Annotated in this window: 17 protein-coding genes; 12 read left to right on the top strand and 5 right to left on the bottom strand. The window is 71.2% G+C overall.

Annotation, left to right across the window (positions count from 1 at the left end; all coding sequences use genetic code 11):
• Positions 1-7: 7 nt before the first annotated feature.
• A complete protein-coding gene (locus ACZ4UV_RS48025; protein WP_390040678.1) occupies positions 8-1,009 on the bottom strand; it encodes an aldo/keto reductase in 1,002 nt (333 codons plus the stop codon).
• A gap of 74 nt (positions 1,010-1,083) precedes the next feature.
• On the opposite strand from ACZ4UV_RS48025, the gene ACZ4UV_RS48020 reads away from it, so the two are divergent.
• The 6 genes from ACZ4UV_RS48020 (at position 1,084) to serA (ending at position 11,038) form a co-directional block, all read left to right on the top strand.
• A complete protein-coding gene (locus tag ACZ4UV_RS48020) occupies positions 1,084-2,034 on the top strand; it encodes a 2-hydroxyacid dehydrogenase (RefSeq protein ID WP_390040680.1) in 951 nt (316 codons plus the stop codon).
• 402 nt (positions 2,035-2,436) lie between these two features.
• On the top strand, positions 2,437-5,439 hold the full coding sequence (locus ACZ4UV_RS48015) for a putative bifunctional diguanylate cyclase/phosphodiesterase (RefSeq protein WP_467848160.1): 3,003 nt from the start codon (positions 2,437-2,439) through the stop codon (positions 5,437-5,439).
• 243 nt (positions 5,440-5,682) lie between these two features.
• Positions 5,683-7,533 carry an acetolactate synthase large subunit gene (locus tag ACZ4UV_RS48010; RefSeq protein ID WP_451020710.1) on the top strand — a complete coding sequence of 617 codons (1,851 nt, stop codon included), beginning with the start codon at positions 5,683-5,685 and terminating at the stop codon, positions 7,531-7,533.
• Between the two features lie 20 nt (positions 7,534-7,553).
• Positions 7,554-8,078 carry an acetolactate synthase small subunit gene (gene ilvN / locus ACZ4UV_RS48005; RefSeq protein WP_046726929.1) on the top strand — a complete coding sequence of 175 codons (525 nt, stop codon included), beginning with the start codon at positions 7,554-7,556 and terminating at the stop codon, positions 8,076-8,078.
• A 141-nt stretch (positions 8,079-8,219) separates the two neighbouring features.
• Positions 8,220-9,218, top strand: a complete 999-nt coding sequence (gene ilvC, locus ACZ4UV_RS48000; RefSeq protein WP_351961305.1) for a ketol-acid reductoisomerase — start codon at positions 8,220-8,222, stop codon at positions 9,216-9,218.
• Between the two features lie 230 nt (positions 9,219-9,448).
• Entirely contained in the window at positions 9,449-11,038 is a 1,590-nt protein-coding gene (serA, locus tag ACZ4UV_RS47995; RefSeq protein ID WP_390040687.1) for a phosphoglycerate dehydrogenase, read from the top strand.
• 65 nt (positions 11,039-11,103) lie between these two features.
• Here the strand turns inward: serA and ACZ4UV_RS47990 are convergent, their stop codons facing one another.
• Positions 11,104-12,624, bottom strand: coding sequence for an MFS transporter (locus ACZ4UV_RS47990; protein WP_467848141.1), 1,521 nt, complete (start codon positions 12,622-12,624; stop codon positions 11,104-11,106).
• A 96-nt stretch (positions 12,625-12,720) separates the two neighbouring features.
• Between ACZ4UV_RS47990 and ACZ4UV_RS47985 the strand changes: the two genes are divergently transcribed.
• On the top strand, positions 12,721-13,296 hold the full coding sequence (locus ACZ4UV_RS47985; RefSeq protein ID WP_451019381.1) for a TetR/AcrR family transcriptional regulator: 576 nt from the start codon (positions 12,721-12,723) through the stop codon (positions 13,294-13,296).
• Positions 13,297-13,330: 34 nt separating this feature from the next.
• Here ACZ4UV_RS47985 and ACZ4UV_RS47980 read toward each other — a convergent pair whose 3' ends face one another.
• Positions 13,331-13,918 carry a hypothetical protein gene (locus tag ACZ4UV_RS47980; RefSeq protein WP_451019380.1) on the bottom strand — a complete coding sequence of 196 codons (588 nt, stop codon included), beginning with the start codon at positions 13,916-13,918 and terminating at the stop codon, positions 13,331-13,333.
• A 94-nt stretch (positions 13,919-14,012) separates the two neighbouring features.
• Complete coding sequence (locus ACZ4UV_RS47975; RefSeq protein WP_451019379.1) at positions 14,013-15,311, bottom strand: PucR family transcriptional regulator; 1,299 nt, start codon at positions 15,309-15,311, stop codon at positions 14,013-14,015.
• Positions 15,312-15,453: 142 nt separating this feature from the next.
• On the opposite strand from ACZ4UV_RS47975, the gene ACZ4UV_RS47970 reads away from it, so the two are divergent.
• Both ACZ4UV_RS47970 and pruA read left to right on the top strand, forming a co-directional pair.
• Positions 15,454-16,380 carry a proline dehydrogenase family protein gene (locus ACZ4UV_RS47970; protein ID WP_451019378.1) on the top strand — a complete coding sequence of 309 codons (927 nt, stop codon included), beginning with the start codon at positions 15,454-15,456 and terminating at the stop codon, positions 16,378-16,380.
• Between the two features lie 182 nt (positions 16,381-16,562).
• Positions 16,563-18,194, top strand: a complete 1,632-nt coding sequence (pruA, locus tag ACZ4UV_RS47965) for an L-glutamate gamma-semialdehyde dehydrogenase (protein WP_451019377.1) — start codon at positions 16,563-16,565, stop codon at positions 18,192-18,194.
• Positions 18,195-18,271: 77 nt separating this feature from the next.
• Here the strand turns inward: pruA and ACZ4UV_RS47960 are convergent, their stop codons facing one another.
• On the bottom strand, positions 18,272-19,111 hold the full coding sequence (locus tag ACZ4UV_RS47960; RefSeq protein ID WP_451019376.1) for a helix-turn-helix transcriptional regulator: 840 nt from the start codon (positions 19,109-19,111) through the stop codon (positions 18,272-18,274).
• Positions 19,112-19,206: 95 nt separating this feature from the next.
• Between ACZ4UV_RS47960 and ACZ4UV_RS47955 the strand changes: the two genes are divergently transcribed.
• From ACZ4UV_RS47955 to ACZ4UV_RS47945, 3 genes are all read left to right on the top strand, one after another.
• Positions 19,207-19,902 (top strand): SDR family NAD(P)-dependent oxidoreductase, encoded by a 696-nt coding sequence (locus ACZ4UV_RS47955; protein ID WP_451019375.1) that lies wholly within the window; start codon positions 19,207-19,209, stop codon positions 19,900-19,902.
• Between the two features lie 20 nt (positions 19,903-19,922).
• Entirely contained in the window at positions 19,923-20,468 is a 546-nt protein-coding gene (locus ACZ4UV_RS47950; protein WP_467848117.1) for a GNAT family N-acetyltransferase, read from the top strand.
• Positions 20,469-20,742: 274 nt separating this feature from the next.
• Complete coding sequence (locus ACZ4UV_RS47945) at positions 20,743-20,874, top strand: hypothetical protein (protein WP_294004210.1); 132 nt, start codon at positions 20,743-20,745, stop codon at positions 20,872-20,874.
• The last annotated feature ends 34 nt before the right edge of the window (positions 20,875-20,908 follow it).

Below are 20,908 nucleotides of genomic sequence, written 5' to 3'. Positions count from 1 at the left end.
CAACCGCTCAGTCCCAGGAGCCCTGCGCAGCAGGCAGCCCGCCCAGCTCCGCCAGATCCTCCGCACTCAGCCGGACCTCGACGGAACCCGCGTTCTCGGCCACCCACCGCCCCCGCTTCGTCCCCGGCACCGGCACCACATGCGCCCCCTGCGCCAGCACCCACGCCAGCGCCACCTGAGCGGCGGTGACACCGTCGCCGTCCTGCCGGCCCGCAACCCTCCGCAGCCCCGCCACGATCGGCTGGTTCGCCGCCATCATCTCCGCCGTGAAGCGAGGGTGCCGCGCCCGCAGGTCGTCCGGCTCGAACCCCTCACCCGGCGTGAGCGTCCCGGTCAGGAAGCCGTTGCCGAGCGGCATCGCCGCGAGGAACCCCACCCCCCGCGCCGCACACCACGGCAGCAGCGACTCGAGCGCCTCCGGCGACCACACCGACAGCTCCGCCTGCACCGTGCTCACCGGAAACACCTGCTGCACCCGCCGAAGCTGCCGCAGGGTCGCGTCATGCAACCGCGCGCCGGACCTGCGCCCCCCGCGCGCCCCCACGGCGCACAACCCCAGTGCCCGCACCTTTCCCGCCTGCACCAGTTCCGCCATCGCGCCCCAGGTCTCCTCGACCGGAACCTCCGGGTCGGCGCGGTGCAGCTGGTAGAGGTCTATGACATCGGTCTGGAGCCGGCGCAGCGACGCGTCGCAGGCCCGCTTCACGTATCCGGGCCGGCCGTTCGCCACGATGTGCTGGTCGCCCACCAGCAGACCCACCTTCGTCGAGACGAAGGCCTCCGCACGCCGCTCCCTGAGCACCCTCCCCAGCAGCAGCTCGTTGGTGAACGGACCGTACATGTCGGCCGTGTCCAGCAGCGTCACGCCGAGGTCCAGCGCCCGGTGCACCGCTCTCAGCGACTCGTCACCCCGCTGCCGCGACCCGCTGTACGCCCAGCTCATCGGCATGCACCCGAGTCCGACGGCCCCCACCGCGAGCGCCCCCGCGCCGATCGTCCTGCGCTCCACCAGCCCGTGAACCTCCTTCTCCGGCCCCCAACCTAACCCGCCCGCCGCCACACCCCTGACATAGCCTCCTGACCATGACCCAGGACGCATGGCTCCCCATCCCGCCCGACGAGTTCACGGATCTGCCCGAAGGGCTCAATTACCTCTTCTGGGACGGTGACCAGGAGTTCCCCGGTGACCCCGCCGACTGTGCCGTCTACGTCGTCCCCTACATGAAGCGGCAGGACGTGAAGGTGCGGCCGCTGGTGCGGATGCGGAACCTGCGGCTCGTCCAGACCCTCACGGCCGGTGTGGACGACATGATCGCGGCCGGCGACCGCATCGTCCCCGGCGTGCCGCTGTGCAACGCGCGCGGTGTGCACGAGGCGAGCACCGCCGAACTCGCGCTCGCGCTCACCCTGGCCTCCCTGCGCGGCATCCCGGGATTCGTGCGCGCCCAGCAGCAGGAGCACTGGCAGGGCGGATTCCACCCCGCCCTCGCCGACAGGTCCGTCCTCATCGTCGGCTACGGCGCCATCGGTTCGGCCATCGAGGACCGGCTCGTGCCCTTCGAGGTTGCGCGGGTGGCGCGCGTCGCGCGCTCCGGGCGCGCCTCGGCGCGCGGTCCCGTGCATCCGCTCACCGAACTGCCGAATCTGCTTCCGGAAGCCGATGTCGTCATCCTTTCCACGCCCCTCACGGACACCACGCGTGGCCTGGTCAACGCGGAGTTCCTCGCACGGATGAAGGACGGCGCACTGCTCGTGAACATCGCGCGCGGGGCCGTCGTGGACACCAAGGCCCTCCTCGCCGAGCTGGAGAGCGGCCGCCTCACCGCCGCCCTGGACGTCACCGACCCCGAGCCGCTGCCGGCCGGACACCCCTTGTGGCAGGCGCCCGGAGTCCTGATCAGCCCTCATGTCGGCGGCCCCACCTCGGCCTTCCTGCCGCGCGCCAAGCGCCTCGTCACCGAGCAGTTGAACCGTTTCGTGAACCGGGAGCCGTTGCGGAACGTGATTTTGACGACGGGATCCACCGACAACTGACCATCACGGCAATACGCGTGTAATCCGCTTCCGGTACGGTCCGCAACCTTCCGGGCGCGGTGCGTGCGCGCATAGCCCCTGGTCGTCACGGAGCGTAGAGAAGCTATGTCCCTGAGTGACGAGACTGGTGTATCGTCCCGGAAGGGGCTGCGCCGCGCACCGTACGGCGCCGGGGATGGACATTTCAGATTTGTGAGGGGGGCGACGGGCGATGCACGGCCTATGGACGAACGATCCGACGCGGCGGAGCCGCCGGCGGCGACCCTGGCGCACAGCTGCGCGCAGACGCGGCCACCACACCAGCCATCACCACCACCGCAGGCACAGCGGACGCCGGAGGCACGCACATCCAGCGCACCGGGACCTGAGGGACACGGGAGCGACGCGGACCTGGAGGGTCCCGTGACAGCGCCGACATCCGTGACGACCACCCTCCCCGGAGCGCTGCGGGCACAGCCTCCGGCGGGGATGCCGCACCCCCGGCCGCCGGCCACCGGCGGCGGGACCGGCGTGGTCCGCCAACTCGTCCTGGCCCTGATCTGCGCGGGATACGCCGTCGGTTCCGCGTTCGACTGGGGCTCGAACCAGATCGCCCTGTTCATGGGTGACTTCGGTCTGACCGCGGCCGCCGGCACCGCCGCCGTGTCGTGCTTCCTCTACGCCCGCTCCCCGCGGGTCCGCTTTCGACCCGCCTGGCTGCTGTTCGCCCTCTCCTCGGCGATGGCGGCCCTGGGCAACGCGGTCTGGGGGTGGTACGAGGTCGTGCTCCAGCGGCCCGTGCCCAGCCCCAGCTACGCCGACCTGTTCTTCCTGTGCTTCGCGCCGCCCGCCATCGTGGGTCTGCTGGTGCTGGCCAAGCGGCCGGTGACCAAGGCCGGCTGGATCTGCCTCGCGCTGGACGCCTGGCTGATCGGCGGCTCCCTGCTCACCCTGTCGTGGAGCCTCGCGCTCGCCCAGGCCGCCCGGTTCGACGGGCCCAGCGTCGCGCACACCGCGCTCTCGCTGGCGTACCCGCTGCTGGACATCGCCCTGGTCAGCATGGTGCTTGCGCTGCACTTCCGGCGCTCGCCGGGCAACCGCACCGCGGTGAACACCGCGATCGGCGCCCTCGCCCTGACCGTGATGTGCGACGCCCTGTTCACCTCGCCGCTGCTGCACAGCAGTTACCGCTCCGGCCAGCTGCTGGACGCGGGCTGGTTCGCCGGATCGCTGCTGCTCGCGTACGCCCCCTGGGCCGCCCCCCGGTCGCAGGGCGCCCAGGATCCCGACGGGCACACGCGCGTGGTCCACGAGCACGTGCCCGGCGGCCGTGCCCCGGCGCCCAAGCAGCCGCCGGCGCCGGCCCCGGGCGGCGACCACAGCCGGTACCCGTCCGGACGGCCGATCACCGGCTCCCTGGCCGCGCTCACCCCGTACCTGGCCGCCGCCGTGTGCACCCTGGGCATCCTCTACAACGTCCTCGACGGCCGCAGTCCGGACCACGTCGTCCTGATCACCGCCGGCTGCGTGGTCCTCGCGCTCGTCGTGCGCCAGGGCATCATGCTGCTCGACAACATCACCCTCACCCAGGAACTGGCGCAGCAGGAGAACCACTTCCGCTCCCTGGTGCAGGGCTCCAGCGACGTCATCATGATCGCCGCGCCCAACGGCATCCTCCGGTACGTCTCCCCGGCCGCCGCCGGGGTCTACGGCCGGTCCGCCGAGGACCTGGTGGGCTCGGAACTGGCCAACCTCATCCACCCGGAGGACCTGGGCTGCGTGGTGCACGAGGTGCGCCGCTTCCTCGCCGCGAGCTCCCAGGAGGAGCCCACCACCCGCATCGAGTGCCGGTTCCGCTCCGGCGAGGGCGGCTGGCTCAACGTCGAGTCCACCGTCAACCGCCACCACGGCGGCCTCATCTTCAACAGCCGGGACGTGACCGAAAGAGTGCGGCTGCAGGCGCAGCTCCAGCACAACGCCGAGCACGACCCGCTCACCGACCTGCCCAACCGCGCCCTGTTCACCCGGCGCGTGCAGCAGGCCCTGTCCGGCCGCCGCTCCTCCGACCGGGGCCCCGCCCTCAGGAACACGGCGGTGCTCTTCATCGACCTGGACGGGTTCAAGGCCGTCAACGACACGATCGGGCACCAGGCCGGGGACGAACTGCTCGTCCAGGCCGCGCGCAGACTCCAGGACGCGGTCCGCCAGGGCGACACCGCGTCCCGGCTGGGCGGCGACGAGTTCGCGGCGCTGATCGTCGGCGACGGCACCCGTGACCGCAGTGCCCGGGAGCGGCACATCCTGGAGCTCGCCGACCGCCTCAGGGTGACCCTCTCCCAGCCGTACGCGATTGACGGCAACGATGTCCGTGTCAACGCGTCCATCGGTGTCGCCTTCGCCGAACCGGGTCTCGGCGCCGGTGAGCTGCTGCGCAACGCCGACCTGGCGATGTACCGCGCCAAGTCGGCCGGAAAAGGCCGCGTCAAGCTGTACAAGCCGCAGATGCAGCAGGACGTCGTACGCAAGGCGGAACTGGCCACCCGGCTGCGGGCCGCCCTGCACGACGGCGAGTTCACGCTGCTCCACCAGCCCGTGGTGTGCCTGGAGGACGGCCGGATCGAGTCGGTCTCCGCACAGGCGCGCTGGCGCTCCTCGCAGGGGGTGCTGTTCACGCCGGCCGAGTTCCTGCGGGTCGCCGAGGACAGCGACAAGACGGCCGAGCTGGACCGCTGGATCCTCCAGGAGGCGATCGAGCAGGCCGCCGAGCGGGCCGCGAGCGGGCTCGTGGTGCCGGTCGCCGTCCGGACGTCCGCCCGGCGGCTGCTCGACCGGTCCTCGCCGCTCGGCTCCGTGGAGGTCCTGCTCACCCGGCACGGGCTGCCTTCGGGGGCGCTGCTCCTGGAGCTGTCCGACACCGACCCCAGGGTCCCGCTGGACGAGCTGGAGCGGCGGCTGACCGCGCTCAGCCGGCAGGGTGTCCGGATCGCGCTGGACGGCTTCGGCAGCGGCTACGCGGCGATCACGGCCCTCCGCAAGCTCCCCGTCGACGTGCTCAAGCTCGACCGCAGCCTGGTCGAGGGGGTCGTCGAGTCGGCCCGGCTGCACAAGATCACCAACGGGCTGCTGCGGATCGCCGGAGACCTCGGCCTGCAGTCCGTGGCCGAGGGCGTGGACCTGCCCGAGCAGGTCACCGCGCTCCGTACGATGGGGTGCACGCACGGTATGGGCATGGCGTTCTCCGGCCCGGTGGACGAGTACCGGCTGCGCCGGGCGCTCGGTTCCGGCCACTACCCGGTTCCGCACGTCCCGGCCGAGCCTGCCTTCGCGGGAGGCGGCCCGGGGGTGTACACCGGTGGTGTGCCCGCCGTACTCGGAGGCGGAAGTGCCCTACGCTCACATAATGAGACTCCCGTCCCACCCGCTTGACACGTGGTGCGCGTCAGAGGGAGGGTCAGTCCCATGCGCACCCGAATTCTCGTACTTGGACAGCGCGTCGGCTGAGCTGGGGCCCACCGGAGGACGATCCGGAATCCCCAGCGACCACACCGGCGCGCTCCCCTCGCTTGCCTTTTGGCACGAGGGGTTTTTTGTTGCACCAGCACCAGACGTACGGCAGCGAAAATCCGTACGAACCTCGCAAAAACCCTCAGCATCGAGAAGAGAATGCCGATGACCGAGCAGGCCACCGGGGCCCACCATCCGCAGCCGCGGCCCCGTTCCGGAGGACAGCAGACCCCGACCGTCGAGCACGTCACGGGTGCGAAGTCCCTCATCCGCTCGCTTGAGGAGGTCGGCGCTGACACGGTATTCGGCATCCCCGGTGGCGCGATCCTGCCGGCCTACGACCCGCTGATGGACTCCACCCGGGTGCGCCACGTCCTGTGCCGGCACGAGCAGGGCGCAGGCCACGCGGCCACCGGCTACGCGCAGGCCACCGGCAAGGTCGGCGTCTGCATGGCGACGAGCGGCCCGGGCGCGACGAACCTGGTGACGCCGATCGCGGACGCGCACATGGACTCGGTGCCGCTCGTGGCGATCACCGGACAGGTCGCGTCCTCCTCGATCGGCACGGACGCCTTCCAGGAGGCGGACATCGTCGGCATCACCATGCCGATCACCAAGCACAACTTCCTCGTCACCAAGGCCGAGGACATCCCCCGGGTGATCGCCCAGGCGTTCCACATCGCCTCCACCGGCCGCCCCGGCCCGGTCCTGGTCGACATCGCCAAGGACGCCCTCCAGGCGAAGACCACCTTCTCCTGGCCGCCGGTCATGGACCTGCCCGGCTACCGCCCGGTGACCAAGCCGCACGCCAAGCAGATCCGCGAGGCCGCCAAGCTGATCACCTCCGCGAAGCGGCCCGTCCTCTACGTCGGTGGCGGTGTCATCAAGTCGCACGCCACCGCCGAGCTCAAGGTCCTCGCCGAGCTCACCGGAGCGCCCGTCACCACCACCCTGATGGCGCTCGGCGCCTTCCCCGACAGCCACCCGCTGCACGTGGGAATGCCGGGCATGCACGGTGCGGTCACCGCCGTCACCGCGCTGCAGAAGGCCGACCTGATCGTCGCCCTCGGAGCCCGTTTCGACGACCGCGTCACCGGCAAGCTGGACAGCTTCGCCCCGTACGCGAAGATCGTCCACGCCGACATCGACCCCGCGGAGATCGGCAAGAACCGCGCCGCCGACGTGCCGATCGTCGGTGACGCCCGCGAGGTCATCGCCGACCTGATCCAGGCGGTGCAGCGGGAGCACGGCGAGGGCCACCAGGGGGACTACACCGCCTGGTGGAAGGACCTCAACCGCTGGCGCGAGACGTACCCGCTGGGCTACGACCTGCCCGACAACGGTTCGCTCTCGCCGCAGCAGGTCATCGAGCGCATCGGGCAGCTCGCCCCGGAGGACACGATCTTCGCGGCGGGCGTCGGCCAGCACCAGATGTGGGCCGCGCACTACGTGCAGTACGAGAAGCCCGCCACCTGGCTGAACTCCGGCGGCGCCGGAACCATGGGCTACGCGGTCCCGGCCGCCATGGGGGCCAAGGCCGGCCAGCCGGGCAGGACCGTCTGGGCGATCGACGGCGACGGCTGCTTCCAGATGACCAACCAGGAACTGACCACCTGCGCCCTGAACAACATCCCGATCAAGGTCGCCATCATCAACAACGGCGCCCTCGGGATGGTCCGCCAGTGGCAGACCCTGTTCTACAACCAGCGGTACTCCAACACGGTGCTGCACTCCGGGCCCGACGACGTCAACCCGGACGCCCGCGGCACCCGGGTCCCCGACTTCGTCAAGCTGTCCGAGGCCATGGGCTGCTACTCCATCCGCTGCGAGTCCCCGGACGACCTCGACAAGGTCATCGAAGAGGCGAACTCCATCAACGACCGCCCCGTCGTCGTCGACTTCATCGTCCACGAGGACGCCATGGTGTGGCCGATGGTCGCCGCCGGCACCTCCAACGACGAGATCCTGGCCGCCCGGGACGTCCGTCCCGACTTCGGCGACAACGAAGACGACTGAGCGAGAGAGACGCAGAAAAAATGTCCAAGCACACGCTCTCCGTCCTGGTGGAGAACAAGCCGGGCATCCTGGCCCGGATCGCGGCCCTGTTCTCCCGCCGCGGCTTCAACATCGACTCGCTCGCCGTCGGGGTCACCGAGCACGCCGACATCTCCCGCATCACGATCGTGGTGAGTGTCGAGGCGCTGCCGCTGGAGCAGGTCACCAAGCAGCTCAACAAGCTCGTCGAGGTGCTCAAGATCGTCGAACTGGAGCCGGGTTCGGCCGTTCAGCGCGAACTCGTTCTGGTGAAGGTGCGCGCCGACAACGAGACGCGCTCCCAGATCGTCGAGATCGTCCAGCTGTTCCGGGCCAAGACCGTCGACGTCTCCCCGGAGGCCGTCACCATCGAGGCCACCGGCAGCAGCGAGAAGCTGACGGCCATGCTCAAGATGCTGGAGCCGTTCGGCATCAAGGAACTGGTGCAGTCCGGCACCATCGCGATCGGACGCGGGGCCCGTTCGATCACCGACCGTTCGCTGCGCGCCCTCGACCGATCTGCGTAAGGCTTGAGCAAGGCTTGATACGGGCGGCCGGCGCTCCTTCCCGGCTCGGCGGCCGCCCGTATACCGAGACCCCGAAACTTCCCTTCCGCCCGCCGTCATACGGTGGGACGCAACACCTGCACACCAAGGAGAGAACCCAAAGTGGCCGAGCTGTTCTACGACGCCGATGCCGACCTGTCCATCATCCAGGGCCGCAAGGTCGCGGTCATCGGCTACGGCAGCCAGGGTCACGCCCACGCGCTGTCGCTGCGCGACTCGGGTGTCGACGTGCGTGTCGGTCTGCACGAGGGCTCCAAGTCCAAGGCGAAGGCCGAGGAGCAGGGCCTGCGCGTGGTGACCCCGTCGGAGGCCGCCGCCGAGGCCGACGTCATCATGATCCTCGTCCCGGACCCGATCCAGGCCCAGGTCTACGAGGAGTCCATCGCCCCGAACCTGAACGACGGCGACGCCCTGTTCTTCGGCCACGGCCTGAACATCCGCTACGGCTTCATCAAGCCCCCGGCGGGCGTCGACGTCTGCATGGTCGCCCCGAAGGGCCCGGGCCACCTCGTCCGTCGTCAGTACGAGGAGGGCCGCGGCGTGCCCTGCATCGTGGCCGTCGAGCAGGACGCCACGGGCAACGGCTTCGCGCTGGCGCTGTCGTACGCGAAGGGCATCGGCGGCACCCGCGCCGGTGTCATCAAGACGACCTTCACCGAGGAGACCGAGACCGATCTGTTCGGCGAGCAGGCCGTCCTCTGCGGTGGTACCTCCGCCCTGGTCAAGGCCGGTTTCGAGACCCTGGTCGAGGCCGGCTACCAGCCGGAGATCGCCTACTTCGAGTGCCTGCACGAGCTGAAGCTCATCGTCGACCTGATGTACGAGGGCGGCCTGGAGAAGATGCGCTGGTCGGTCTCCGAGACCGCCGAGTGGGGCGACTACGTCACCGGCCCGCGGATCATCACCGACGCCACCAAGGCCGAGATGAAGCAGGTCCTCGCCGAGATCCAGGACGGTACCTTCGCCCGCAACTGGATGGACGAGTACCACGGCGGTCTGAAGAAGTACAACGAGTACAAGAAGCAGGACTCCGAGCACCTGCTGGAGACCACCGGCAAGCAGCTGCGCAAGCTGATGTCCTGGGTGAACGAAGACGCGTGAGCCCCAGGTGACAGGGCCGGGGCGAGCCGCCCCGGCCCTGTTGTCCGCCCCGTCGAATCTCGGACGGGTGATCCTTCCGCAGGGGCGCAGGACGACCTCCGTCACGCCACTACACTGCCGTACTACATACGCGTCAGGCCCACAGCGTCGTGCGTCTCCACGCGGCTAGCCAACCTCCACCGCCTGCGGCCGTCGGGACGGCCGTCCGCATTGGACATGTGAGGACTCACGTGAGCTCGAAACCTGTCGTACTCATCGCTGAAGAGCTGTCGCCCGCCACCGTCGACGCGCTGGGCCCGGACTTCGAGATCCGGCACACCAACGGAGCAGACCGGGCCGAACTGCTCCCCGCCATCGCCGACGTGGACGCGATCCTGATCCGCTCCGCCACCAAGGTCGACGCCGAGGCCATCGCCGCGGCGAAGAAGCTGAAGGTCGTCGCACGAGCCGGCGTCGGCCTGGACAACGTCGACGTCTCCGCCGCCACCAAGGCCGGCGTGATGGTCGTCAACGCCCCGACCTCCAACATCGTGACCGCCGCCGAGCTGGCCTGCGGTCTCCTCATCTCCAGCGCCCGCCACATCCCGCAGGCCAATTCCGCGCTGAAGAACGGCGAGTGGAAGCGCAGCAAGTACACCGGTGTCGAGCTGGCCGAGAAGACCCTCGGTGTCGTCGGCCTCGGCCGCATCGGCGCCCTGGTCGCGCAGCGCATGTCCGCCTTCGGCATGAAGGTCGTCGCCTACGACCCCTACATCCAGCCCGCCCGCGCCGCCCAGATGGGCGTGAAGGTGCTGTCGCTGGACGAGCTGCTCGAGGTCGCCGACTTCATCACCGTGCACCTCCCGAAGACCCCCGAGACGGTCGGCCTGATCGGCGACGAGGCGCTGCGCAAGGTCAAGCCGTCCGTGCGGATCGTCAACGCCGCGCGCGGTGGCATCGTCGACGAGGAGGCGCTGTACGCGGCGCTCAAGGAGGGCCGGGTCGCCGGCGCCGGCCTCGACGTCTACAGCAAGGAGCCGTGCACCGACTCCCCGCTCTTCGAGCTCGACCAGGTCGTCTGCACCCCGCACCTCGGTGCCTCCACCGACGAGGCCCAGGAGAAGGCGGGCATCGCGGTCGCCAGGTCCGTGCGCCTCGCCCTCGCGGGTGAGCTGGTCCCGGACGCGGTCAACGTCCAGGGCGGTGTCATCGCCGAGGACGTCAAGCCGGGCCTGCCCCTCGCCGAGCGCCTCGGCCGCATCTTCACCGCGCTCGCCGGTGAGGTCGCGGTCCGCCTCGACGTCGAGGTCTACGGCGAGATCACCCAGCACGACGTGAAGGTGCTGGAGCTGTCCGCGCTCAAGGGCGTCTTCGAGGACGTCGTCGACGAGACGGTGTCGTACGTCAACGCGCCGCTGTTCGCGCAGGAGCGCGGTGTCGAGGTCCGCCTCACCACCAGCTCGGAGTCGGCCGACCACCGCAACGTCGTCACCGTGCGCGGCACCCTCGGCAACGGCGAGGAGGTCTCGGTCTCCGGCACGCTGTCCGGCCCGAAGAACCTCCAGAAGATCGTCGCGGTCGGCGACTACGACGTCGACCTCGCGATCGCCGACCACCTGCTGGTGCTGCGGTACGAGGACCGGCCGGGCGTCGTCGGCACCGTCGGCCGCATCCTGGGGGAGGCCGGGATCAACATCGCCGGTATGCAGGTCTCCCGTGCGGCGGCGGGCGGCGAGGCGCTCGCCGTCCTCACCGTCGACGACACGGTGGCCTCCGGCGTGCTGGCCGAGGTGGAATCGGAGATCGGGGCTACGTCGGCTCGTTCGGTGAACCTCGTGTAACAGCCACTTCTGCGAACGGCGGGCGGGCTGACGCAAGTCAGCCCGCCCGCCGTTCGCATGTCCTGCTACTCACCGAGCTTCCGCAGCGTCACCCCCGCCCCCACCGCGGCCAGCGTCAGCAGCACCGCCCCCGCGATCGCCGCTCCGTGCATCCCGCTGGTGAACGCCTCCCGTGCGGTCCGGGTCAGGGCCTCTCCCGCGGGCCCCGGCAGCCGGCTCGCCGTGGCCAGTGCGCCGCCCAGCGTCTCGCGGGCCCCGGCCGGGGCCGTGGCCGGCATCTCGTGGCGGTAGACCGCGGTGCCGATCGAGCCCAGTACCGCCATACCGAGCGCACCGCCGAACTCCGAAGCCGTCTCAAGGAGCGAGGACGCCGTCCCGGCCCGTTCCACCGGCGCGGCGGTCATCGCGAGGTCGGTCAGCTGGGACATGATCGCGACCATCCCGCAGGCCAGGACGCCGGCGCCGGCCAGCACCGGCCACAGCGAGTCGGTGCCGATGAGGGCGAGCAGCACGAACCCGGCCGCCATGGCCGCGAAGCCGCCGGCGACGACGTACCCCCGGTCGGCGCCCCGCTGCACCAGCTGTGCCGTGAGCGGCCCCGCGGCCCCGATGAACACCGAGGGCAGCAGGCTCCACAGCGCCGCCGTGAGCGGGCTCATCCCGAGGACCGACTGGAGGTACTGGGTGGTGAAGATCGCCGACCCCATCATGGCGAGCGAGGCGACCAGGTTCAGGACCAGTGCCGGGGAGAAGCCCCGGCCCTTCAGCAGGGCCGGCGGGATCAGCGGGGAGCCGGTGGTGCGCTGGCGGTGGACGAAGAGGGCGGCGAAGAGCAGGCCGACGGTGACCGAGACGACGTAGAGCGGGTGCCAGCCCTCGGAGGGGATCTCCTTGACGCCGTAGATCACAGGGAGCACGGCGGCCATCGAGAGCGGGACGCTCAGCCAGTCGAAGCGGCCGGGGGAGGGGTTGCGGGACTCCGGGAGCAGGAACGGGCCGATGAGCAGGAGCAGGGCCATCGCCGGGAGGTTGACCAGGAAGACCGAGCCCCACCAGAAGTGCTCGACGAGGATCCCGCTCATCACCGAGCCGAGGGCGATCCCGCCCGTCATCACCCCGGACCACAGGCCGATCGCCTTCGCGCGCTGGCCAGGGTCGGTGAACATCGTGCGCAGCAGCGCCATCGTCGACGGCATCAGGGTCGCGCCGCCGATGCCGAGGACCGCGCGGGCGGCGATGAGGGTCCCGGCGCTGTCCGCGTACGCGGCGAGCAGCGAGGCGCCGCCGAAGGCCGCGGCGCCGAACAGCAGCAGGCGCCGGCGGCCGATGCGGTCGCCCAGCGCGCCCATCGTCATCAGCAGACCGGCCAGGACGAAGCCGTAGATGTCGAGGATCCACAGCTGCTGGGTGCCGCTCGGCGCCAGGTCCGCGCCGATCGCCGGGAGGGCGAAGTAGAGGACCGAGACGTCCATCGAGACCAGGAGCAGCGGAAGCATCAGCACGCCCAGCGCCGTCCATTCGCGGCGCCCCGCCAGGGCGTTGGTGCTCGGTGGAGTGGTTGCGTTCGTGCCCGTCGGGTTCGTCATGCCAAGGAATGTACGGGCGTCTTAAACGCTTGTCTAGAACGCTTGTATAATTCACGCGTCTAGGACGTGTGTATGGATCCCGGGTAGGGTGGGCGCATGGGACACCGTGAGGATCTGCTGGAAGGCGCCAAGCGCTGCCTGCTCGAGAAGGGGTTCGCGCGGACGACGGCGCGCGACATCGTCCGGGAGTCGGGGACCAACCTCGCCTCGATCGGCTACCACTACGGCTCCAAGGACGCGCTGCTCGCGCAGGCCTACATCGCCCTGGTGGAGGAGATGTCCTTCGAGGGCGGCGACGGGGGGCTGACCGGAGCGCCCGGCTCCCTCGAGCGGTTCCGGGAGGTGTGGTCGAACATCGTCGACAGCATGCGCGGGCCCGGCTCCATGTGGCGGCTCAGCGTGGAGATCGTGACGATGGGCGATCAGATGCCGGAGGCGCGCGACCAGTTGGCGCGCGCCCAGCGCGAGGGCGGCCGCGGGCTGACCTCGCTGCTGATGGGCGTACCGGAGGAGGAGGTCTCCGACGAGACCGCCGACACCCTGGGCCGCTTCTACATGACCCTGATGTCCGGCCTCATCTCGCAGTGGACCTTCGACCCGAAGACCGCCCCCGACGGCGACGCGCTCGCCGCGGGGCTGCGCCAGATCGTCGAGGCCGCGAACCGGAGTTGACACGCCCGAGGAGTCGGCCCCCGCGCGGCGCCGGTCAGCCGAGCGAGTACGTGATCACGGCACGGGCCGGGAACCGGAGCGCGTCGCCGTACAGCGGCGAGCGCTCGACGGTGACCCGGACGCCGTCCTCGGGGTGGTAGTACCAGACGGGGCTCCGCAGTGCGGCTCCGCACAGGCCGTCCGGGAGCTTGTACGGCTCGCCGGCCACGCCGACGCTGCCGTGCCGTTTGTCGAACAGGTCCGCGCCCGACGGCACGATGCCCGCGCCGCGCAGGTAGTCCGGGAGCAGGCCGCTGCGGAAGGACAGGGCGGCCCTGCCGTTCCGGGTGAAGTAGTGGACGTCGGCGGCGTCGGAGGGGATCGGCGTGCCGTGGACGAGGATCCGGTCCGGCAGCCGCTGCTCGCTTCCCGCGCAGGCCCGTTCGTCGCCGAGCGGGTGGGGCAGGTCGTCCCGGAACAGCCAGACGGCCCCCGCGGCGCACCCTGCGAGGGCGAGCGCCCCGATGCCCAGCGCGGCCGCCCGGCGGCCCGGCCCGAGCTGTCTGCGCGCCCCGCTCTCCTCGGCCGCCGCCGACGGTTCGGCCGCCTCGCCCTGCCGTATGTCCGGACCCGAATCACCCATGTCCGCCCCCGCCGACATCTTTGATGTGAACACGCATGTGACCACGCGGAGCATACGCCGACCGGCATCCCCACACGGCACCGAAAGGCCCACCTCAGGCGAGCCGGGCCCCCTTCAACACCATGTGCAGCAGCAGGCGGTCCTCGCCGTCGTCCAGGTCGAGACCGGTGAGCTGTTCGACGCGGGAGAGGCGGTAGTACAGGGTCTGCCGGTGGATGCCGAGCGCGGTGGCCGTGCGGCCCGCCTGGCCCGCGTGGTCGAGGTAGACCTCGGCGGTGCGGGCGAGTTCGCGGTGGGCCGGGGCGAGGAGCGGGGCCGCGGCCGGGTCCTGCGGGGTCTGCGGCGGCAGCGCGGTCAGCAGGCGGTACGGGCCGATGTCCGCCCACTGCGCGACCGGCCCGAACCGCGGCTCGGCCAGCGCGGCCCGGGCCGCGGCCGACGCCTCCTGCCAGACCGCGCCCAGCTCGGCCAGCCCGGTCCGGGCCCCGCCCACCCCGGCGGCGCAGCCCTGCGCCGCCGGGACCGGGCCCGCGAGTCCCGCGGCGACGGCCGCCGCCGTCCGTGCCCCGGCCCCGCGTGCCGCCGCCGACCGGGCCTCCTCCGCGTCCTTGAGCAGTCGGGCGGCGGCGGTCAGGGCGGGCGTGGCCGTGTCCGTGCTGCGCAGCCGGACCAGTACGGCGAGGCTGTGGCCCGTTGCCCCCCAGGGCAGGGCGCACAGCGCGGTGGCGTGCGGGACCGTGCGCGGGGACGGGGCGTCGTCCGGGTCCGCGGACGGCCAGGGGGCGACACAGACCAGGGTGTGCGGGGCGTCCGCGCGGGTGCCCAGGGCCGTGCGGAGTTCGGCCACCGCCATGTCCCGCTGCCAGCCGCCCTCCGCGACCAGCACCGCCCGCAGTTCCCGGCCGAGACCCGCCCCCGCCCGCGCCTCGTCCGCGAGCAGCGCCCCGATCCGCCCGGCCACCCCCATGGCGGCGGCCAGCTGGGCGTCCGTCGGACCCGGATCGGAGTCGAGCAGCCACACATAGCCGAGGACGACACCCCGATGGCGTACCGGCAGGCAGATCCGCCCCCGGTAGACGCCGGCCTCCGGGGTCGGCGGGATCCGGACCGGTCCGGTCGCCCGGGTGATGCCGAAGCCCTCGAACCAGGTACGGACCGCGGCCGTCGAACGCCGGGTCAGGATCGAGCGGGTGCGCACCGGGTCCAGCGCCGACGGGTCGAGGTCGCCCTCACTGTCGTACGCCCCGAAGGCGATCAGCTCGAAGTCGCGGTTCTCCAGGGTCGCCGGGACGCCCAGCAGCTCCGAGATCTCGTCGACCAGCTCCTGGTAGTCACCCTTGAATTCCGACGTCACCCGGGCATTCTCCCGCAATTCCCGACCGCCTTCATACATCTGTCTGAGATCCGTGGCACGGATGCGTGACAGCTGTCGATGGCTCACGATCGGAGGGATCCTTAACTTTCACGGTGGTTCCCCGTGCCGTATCCAAATCGTCGGATCGCGGCCTGTCCGGCATGTGTTGTGGAGGTGCCCCGTGCTGGGTCCCGTGATTCTCGCCGCGTCGCGCAGCGACCGGATGCGACGTCTGATCTCGGCGGCCCCGGTGACGAAGCAGGTCGTCGACCGCTTCATCCCCGGTGAGTCGGTCGCCGACATCGTCCCGATCATCGAGGAGCTCACGGGCCGCGGCCTGGAGCTGACGATGGACGTCGTCGGCGAGGACATCACGACTGCCGAGCAGGCCACCGCGGCCCGGGACGCCTACCTCGAGCTCGTCGAGCGGCTGAAGGACCTCGGCCTCGGCGAGCGCGTCGAGATGTCGGTCAAGCTGTCCATGTTCGGCCAGGCCCTCCCCGGCGGCCACGAGCTGGCCCTCGCCAACGTCCGCCCGGTCGTCGAGGCCGCCGCGGCCATCGGTACCACCGTCACCCTCGACGCCGAGGACCACACCACCCTCGACTCGATGTTCACCATCCACGAGGAGCTGCGGAAGGACTTCCCGCAGACCGGCTGCGTCATCCAGGCCTACCTCTTCCGCACCGAGGCCGACGCCCGCCGCCTCGCCGCTGCCGGCAGCCGTGTCCGCCTGGTCAAGGGCGCCTACAAGGAGCCCGCCGAGGTCGCCTACCAGCAGAAGCACGAGATCGACAAGGCGTACGTGCGGGTCCTGCGGACTCTAATGGAGGGCGAGGGGTACCCGATGGTGGGCTCCCACGACCCGCGCCTGATCTCCATCGCCCAGGAACTCGCCCGGCACGCCGGGCGCAAGCCTGACGAGTACGAGTTCCAGATGCTGTACGGCATCCGGAGCGACGAGCACCTGCGGCTGGCCGCCGAGGGCCACCGGATGCGCGTCTACACCGCCTACGGCACCGACTGGTACGGCTACTTCATGCGCAGGCTCGCGGAGAAGCCGGCGAACCTGCGCTTCTTCCTGCGGAGCATGATCACTCATGACTGACGCGACAGACCTGTGCCGCGGCTTCGGCCGGGGGTCCGGGGGTTGTCCCCCGGGAAGGCACAGTATGCGCAGGCTCGCGGAGAAGCCGGCGAACCTGCGCTTCTTCCTCCGCTCGACGATCAGCAAGGGCTGAGCCCCGACAAGCCTCAACACCCGCTCACGTACAAGGAGTTACGGATCCCATGGACGCTGTGACCCAGGTCCCCACCCCCGTCAACGAGCCGGTGCACGGCTATGCCCCCGGCTCCGCCGAGCGCACCCGCCTGGAGGCCAAGCTCAAGGAGCTGGCCGAGAACCCGATCGAGCTGTCGATGACCATCGGCGGCGAGAAGCGGCTCGGCGGCGGCGAGCCCTTCCAGGTCGTGCAGCCGCACAACCACAAGGCCGTCATCGGCACCGGCCGGCACGCCACCCAGCAGGACGCCCAGGACGCGATCGACGCGGCCCTCGCCGCCGCGCCCGCCTGGCGCGCGATGTCCTTCGACGACCGCGCCGCCATCATCCTGCGCGCCGCCGAACTGCTCGCCGGCCCCTGGCGCGAGACGATCGCCGCCTCCACCATGCTCGGCCAGTCCAAGACCGCCCAGCAGGCCGAGATCGACTCGCCCTGCGAGCTGGTCGACTTCTGGCGGTTCAACGTCCACTACGCCCGCCAGATCCTGGCCGAGCAGCCCCCGGCCAACTCGCCGGGCGTCTGGAACCGCCTCGACCACCGCCCGCTGGAGGGCTTCGTCTACGCGATCACGCCGTTCAACTTCAGCGCGATCGCCGGCAACCTGCCGACCGCCCCGGCTCTCATGGGCAACGTGGTCGTGTGGAAGCCGTCCCCGACCCAGACCCACGCCGCGGTGCTGCTGATGCAGCTGCTGGAGGAGGCCGGTCTCCCGAAGGGCGTCATCAACCTCGTCACCGGCGACGGCATCGAGGTGTCCAAGGTCGCCCTCGAGCACCGGGACCTGGCCGGAATCCACTTCACCGGCTCCACCAAGACCTTCCAGTACCTGTGGAAGACGGTCGGCAACAACATCGAGAAGTACCGCTCGTACCCGCGTCTGGTCGGCGAGACCGGCGGCAAGGACTTCCTCGTCGCCCACCCGAGCGCCGACCGGGCCGTCCTCAAGACGGCGCTCACCCGCGGTGCCTTCGAGTACCAGGGCCAGAAGTGCTCGGCGACCTCCCGCGCCTACATCCCCGCGTCCATCTGGAACGACGGTTTCCGTGAGGAGTTCGCCGCCGAGGTCGACTACCTGACCATGGGCGACGTCACCGACCTGTCGAACTTCATCGGCGCCGTCATCGACGACCGCGCGTTCGCCAAGAACAAGGCCGCGATCGACCGCGCGAAGACCGACCCGTCCTGCGAGATCGTCGCGGGCGGCTCCTACGACGACTCGGTCGGCTGGTTCGTCCGCCCGACGGTCGTGGTGTGCAGCGACCCGGAGAACGAGGTCTTCCGCACCGAGTACTTCGGCCCGTTCCTCGCCGTGCACGTCTACGAGGACGACCAGTACGACGAGATGCTGACCCAGATGGAGTCGGTGTCGGACTACGCGCTCACCGGCTCGGTCATCTCGAACGACCGCGCCGCCGCCGCGTACACGATGGAGAAGCTGCGCTACGCGGCCGGCAACTTCTACATCAACGACAAGTCGACCGGCGCCGTCGTCGGCCAGCAGCCCTTCGGCGGCGGCCGCGCCTCCGGCACCAACGACAAGGCCGGCGCCCCGCAGAACCTGCTGCGCTGGACGCTGACCCGTGCGATCAAGGAGACGCTGGTCGCGCCGACCGACTACGCGTACCCGCACATGGGCTGACCCCCAGCCCCCCGAGCACGGGCCGGGAAGCCTGACCCACGAGCAGGCTTCCCGGCCCGTTCCCATGCCCTGCCCGGCTACAGCAGCGTGCGCAGCCGGGCCGCCCCCTCGGTGTCCGGCGCCGCCGAGAGGATGACGATCTTCAGCTCCGAGTCGCCGTCCGTCAGGACGTCGCAGTCCACCTCCACCGGCCCCACCCCCGGATGCTCGACCGTCTTGCGGTCCGTGCGGTGGGCGGCGACCGTGCCGCGTGCCCAGAGCCGGGCGAACCGCTCGTTGCCCTCGCCCAGTTCGCGCACCAGCTCGGCCAGGCGGGCGTCGTGCGGGAAGCGGCCGGTGGCGCGGCGCAGGTCGGCCACGATCGCGAGGTCGGAGCCGTCGGCGTCCGCCACGCGTACCGGCCAGGACGAGAGGCGGGCCTCCTCGGCGCCGACCGGGAACCGCTCGCGGGCGAGGTTGCGCAGCTCGTGCGGGGTGGCCTCCGGGTCGCCGAGCAGCGCGGCCCAGCCGGGGTTCCACCACAGCAGCTGCCAGTGCGCGGTGAACACGCCGACCGCCACACCGCCCAGCCGGTCCAGCACGCGGAGCACACCCGGCGGGAGGTGATCGGGGACCGGGCCGCCGTCCGGCGGGACCAGCCCGGCCATCCGGTAGAGGTGTTCGCGCTCGGCGGCCGTCAGCCGCAGGGCACGGCACAGGGCGGCGACCACCTGCCCGGACGGCGCCGTGGCCCGGCCCTGCTCCAGCCGTACGACGTAGTCGACCGACACCCCGGCCAGCTCGGCCAGTTCCTCGCGGCGCAGCCCGGTCGCCCGGCGGGCGCGGCCGGTCGCGGGCACTCCCATGGACGCCGGTGACAGCCGCTCCCGCCAGGCACGGATCGTCGGGCCCAGACCGGCCGCCTCTTTCCTCGCCATGCCCTCCATCCTGCCTCGTCCGCGATCCTGGTATCGCCGTTCCTACGGTCGAAGCGTCTCTGGCAGCGGCCCCGCGCCGGGCCGACCATCGATCCATGACCATCACCTTCATCACCGGGGCCAACAAGGGTCTCGGCCGCGAGACCGCCCGCCGCCTCGTCGGACTCGGCCACACCGTGCTCGTCGGCGCCCGCGACCCCGAGCAGGGCGTGGCGGCCGCCGAGGCGCTCGGCGCGCGGTTCGTCCGGATCGACGTCACCGACGACGCCTCGGTCGCCGCCGCGGCCGCCGACGTCGCCGCCCATGAGGGCCGGATCGACGTACTGATCAACAACGCCGGCATCTCCGGCCCGCACCGCGACCCGGCGGAGCTGACCGGCGCGGACGCCCTCGGCGTCTTCGACGTCAACGTCTTCGGCGTCATCCGCACGACCACCGCCTTCCTCCCGCTCCTGCGCCGCTCGCCGGACCCGGTCGTCGTCAACGTCAGCAGCGGGATGGGGTCGTTCGCGGTCACGCACGACCCGGCACGCGTCGAGTCCTCCGTCGTCTCGCCCCTCTACACCGCCTCCAAGTCGGCCCTGACCATGCTCACCACCCAGTACGCGAAGGCCCTCAAGGACATCCGCGTCAACGCCGTCGACCCGGGCTACACGGCGACCGACCTCAACGCCCACAGCGGTCCGCAGACCGTCACCGAGGGCACCGACGCGATCGTCCGCCTCGCCACCGAGCCGTCCGACGCCGGAACGGGCCGCTTCGTCGACCGCAACGGTCCCGTCGCCTGGTAGTCCCGTACGACACTGGGGCCATGTCTCTCCCGTCGCTCCGCATCGCCCACACCGCCGACCTCGACCCGGCCGACCTGCGTGCCGCCCGCGCCCTTCTCCACGAGGCGTTCGGCGGGGACTTCGGCGACAGCGACTGGGAGCACGGCCTGGGCGGCCTGCACGCGCTCGTCCACGACGAGGCCGGGCTCGCCGCCCACGGCTCGGTCGTCATGCGCCGCGCCCGGCACCGGGACCGCTGGCTGCGCGTCGGCTACGTCGAGGCGGTGGGTGTACGGCCCGACGCCCGGCGGCGGGGGCACGGCGGGCGGGTGATGGTGGCGCTGGAACGGATCGTCGAGCGGGCGTACGACCTCGGCGCGCTCGGCGCGAGCGACGACGGCGCCCGGCTGTACACGGTCCGGGGCTGGCAGCGCTGGCCCGGCCGGATCTGCGCCCTGTCCCCGGACCGGGGGATCGTGCGGCTCGCGGCGGAGGAGGGGGACGTGTTCGTGCGGCCCGCCCTTGCCGGTGCCCTCGACCCCGCCCACGAGCTGATCTTCGACTGGCGCGACGGAGACGTCATGTAACCCGTTCGCCCCAACCGCCCCAACCGTCAAAACCCCAGCTCACACGCGGGTGACCGGCCTCGCCGTCTCAGATAGTAGGAAGTCCGAGTAATTGTGCAGACAGAAGCGGGCCGCTCCCTTACTTTTGTAGGAGCCGAACGTCTCGCTCGATCAAGCGAATGGCGGTCGTGAGCGGGCCCCGTGCAGGCAACCCCTGCGGCACCGCTCCCCGCCCCTTCCGGCGTCTCGTATCCCCCCTTGCCGTACTCCACGTATGTCGAAGGAGTCGATTCCCATGGCCGAGACGACCGTCCGCCGCCGAGTCCGCCACGTGTCCCGCACGAGCGACTCGGACCGCAAGAACGCCGCCGCCGCTCTGCAGCGCGCCCTCGACCGCCGCGACAACGGCGGCGAGACCGGCCACTGACCCGTTGACGAGCCGTTGACGCACCGTCGGTAAC

It is taken from the genome of Streptomyces sp. NPDC028289 (genome assembly GCF_055565975.1).
The sequence above is the reverse complement of the archived record's forward strand: the minus strand, read 5'-3'. Positions and strand labels throughout refer to the sequence as shown.

Coding starts and splice junctions, on each gene's coding strand:
- ACZ4UV_RS47990 (WP_467848141.1), bottom strand. CDS start 12,624: ATGACGAACCCGACGGGCACGAACGCAACCACTCCACCGAGCACCAAC.
- ACZ4UV_RS47945 (WP_294004210.1), top strand. CDS start 20,743: ATGGCCGAGACGACCGTCCGCCGCCGAGTCCGCCACGTGTCCCGCACG.
- ACZ4UV_RS47985 (WP_451019381.1), top strand. CDS start 12,721: ATGGGACACCGTGAGGATCTGCTGGAAGGCGCCAAGCGCTGCCTGCTC.
- ACZ4UV_RS47950 (WP_467848117.1), top strand. CDS start 19,923: ATGTCTCTCCCGTCGCTCCGCATCGCCCACACCGCCGACCTCGACCCG.
- ACZ4UV_RS48010 (WP_451020710.1), top strand. CDS start 5,683: ATGACCGAGCAGGCCACCGGGGCCCACCATCCGCAGCCGCGGCCCCGT.
- pruA (WP_451019377.1), top strand. CDS start 16,563: ATGGACGCTGTGACCCAGGTCCCCACCCCCGTCAACGAGCCGGTGCAC.
- ACZ4UV_RS48020 (WP_390040680.1), top strand. CDS start 1,084: ATGACCCAGGACGCATGGCTCCCCATCCCGCCCGACGAGTTCACGGAT.
- ACZ4UV_RS47975 (WP_451019379.1), bottom strand. CDS start 15,311: ATGTATGAAGGCGGTCGGGAATTGCGGGAGAATGCCCGGGTGACGTCG.
- ACZ4UV_RS47980 (WP_451019380.1), bottom strand. CDS start 13,918: ATGGGTGATTCGGGTCCGGACATACGGCAGGGCGAGGCGGCCGAACCG.
- ACZ4UV_RS47955 (WP_451019375.1), top strand. CDS start 19,207: ATGACCATCACCTTCATCACCGGGGCCAACAAGGGTCTCGGCCGCGAG.
- ACZ4UV_RS47960 (WP_451019376.1), bottom strand. CDS start 19,111: ATGGCGAGGAAAGAGGCGGCCGGTCTGGGCCCGACGATCCGTGCCTGG.
- ilvN (WP_046726929.1), top strand. CDS start 7,554: ATGTCCAAGCACACGCTCTCCGTCCTGGTGGAGAACAAGCCGGGCATC.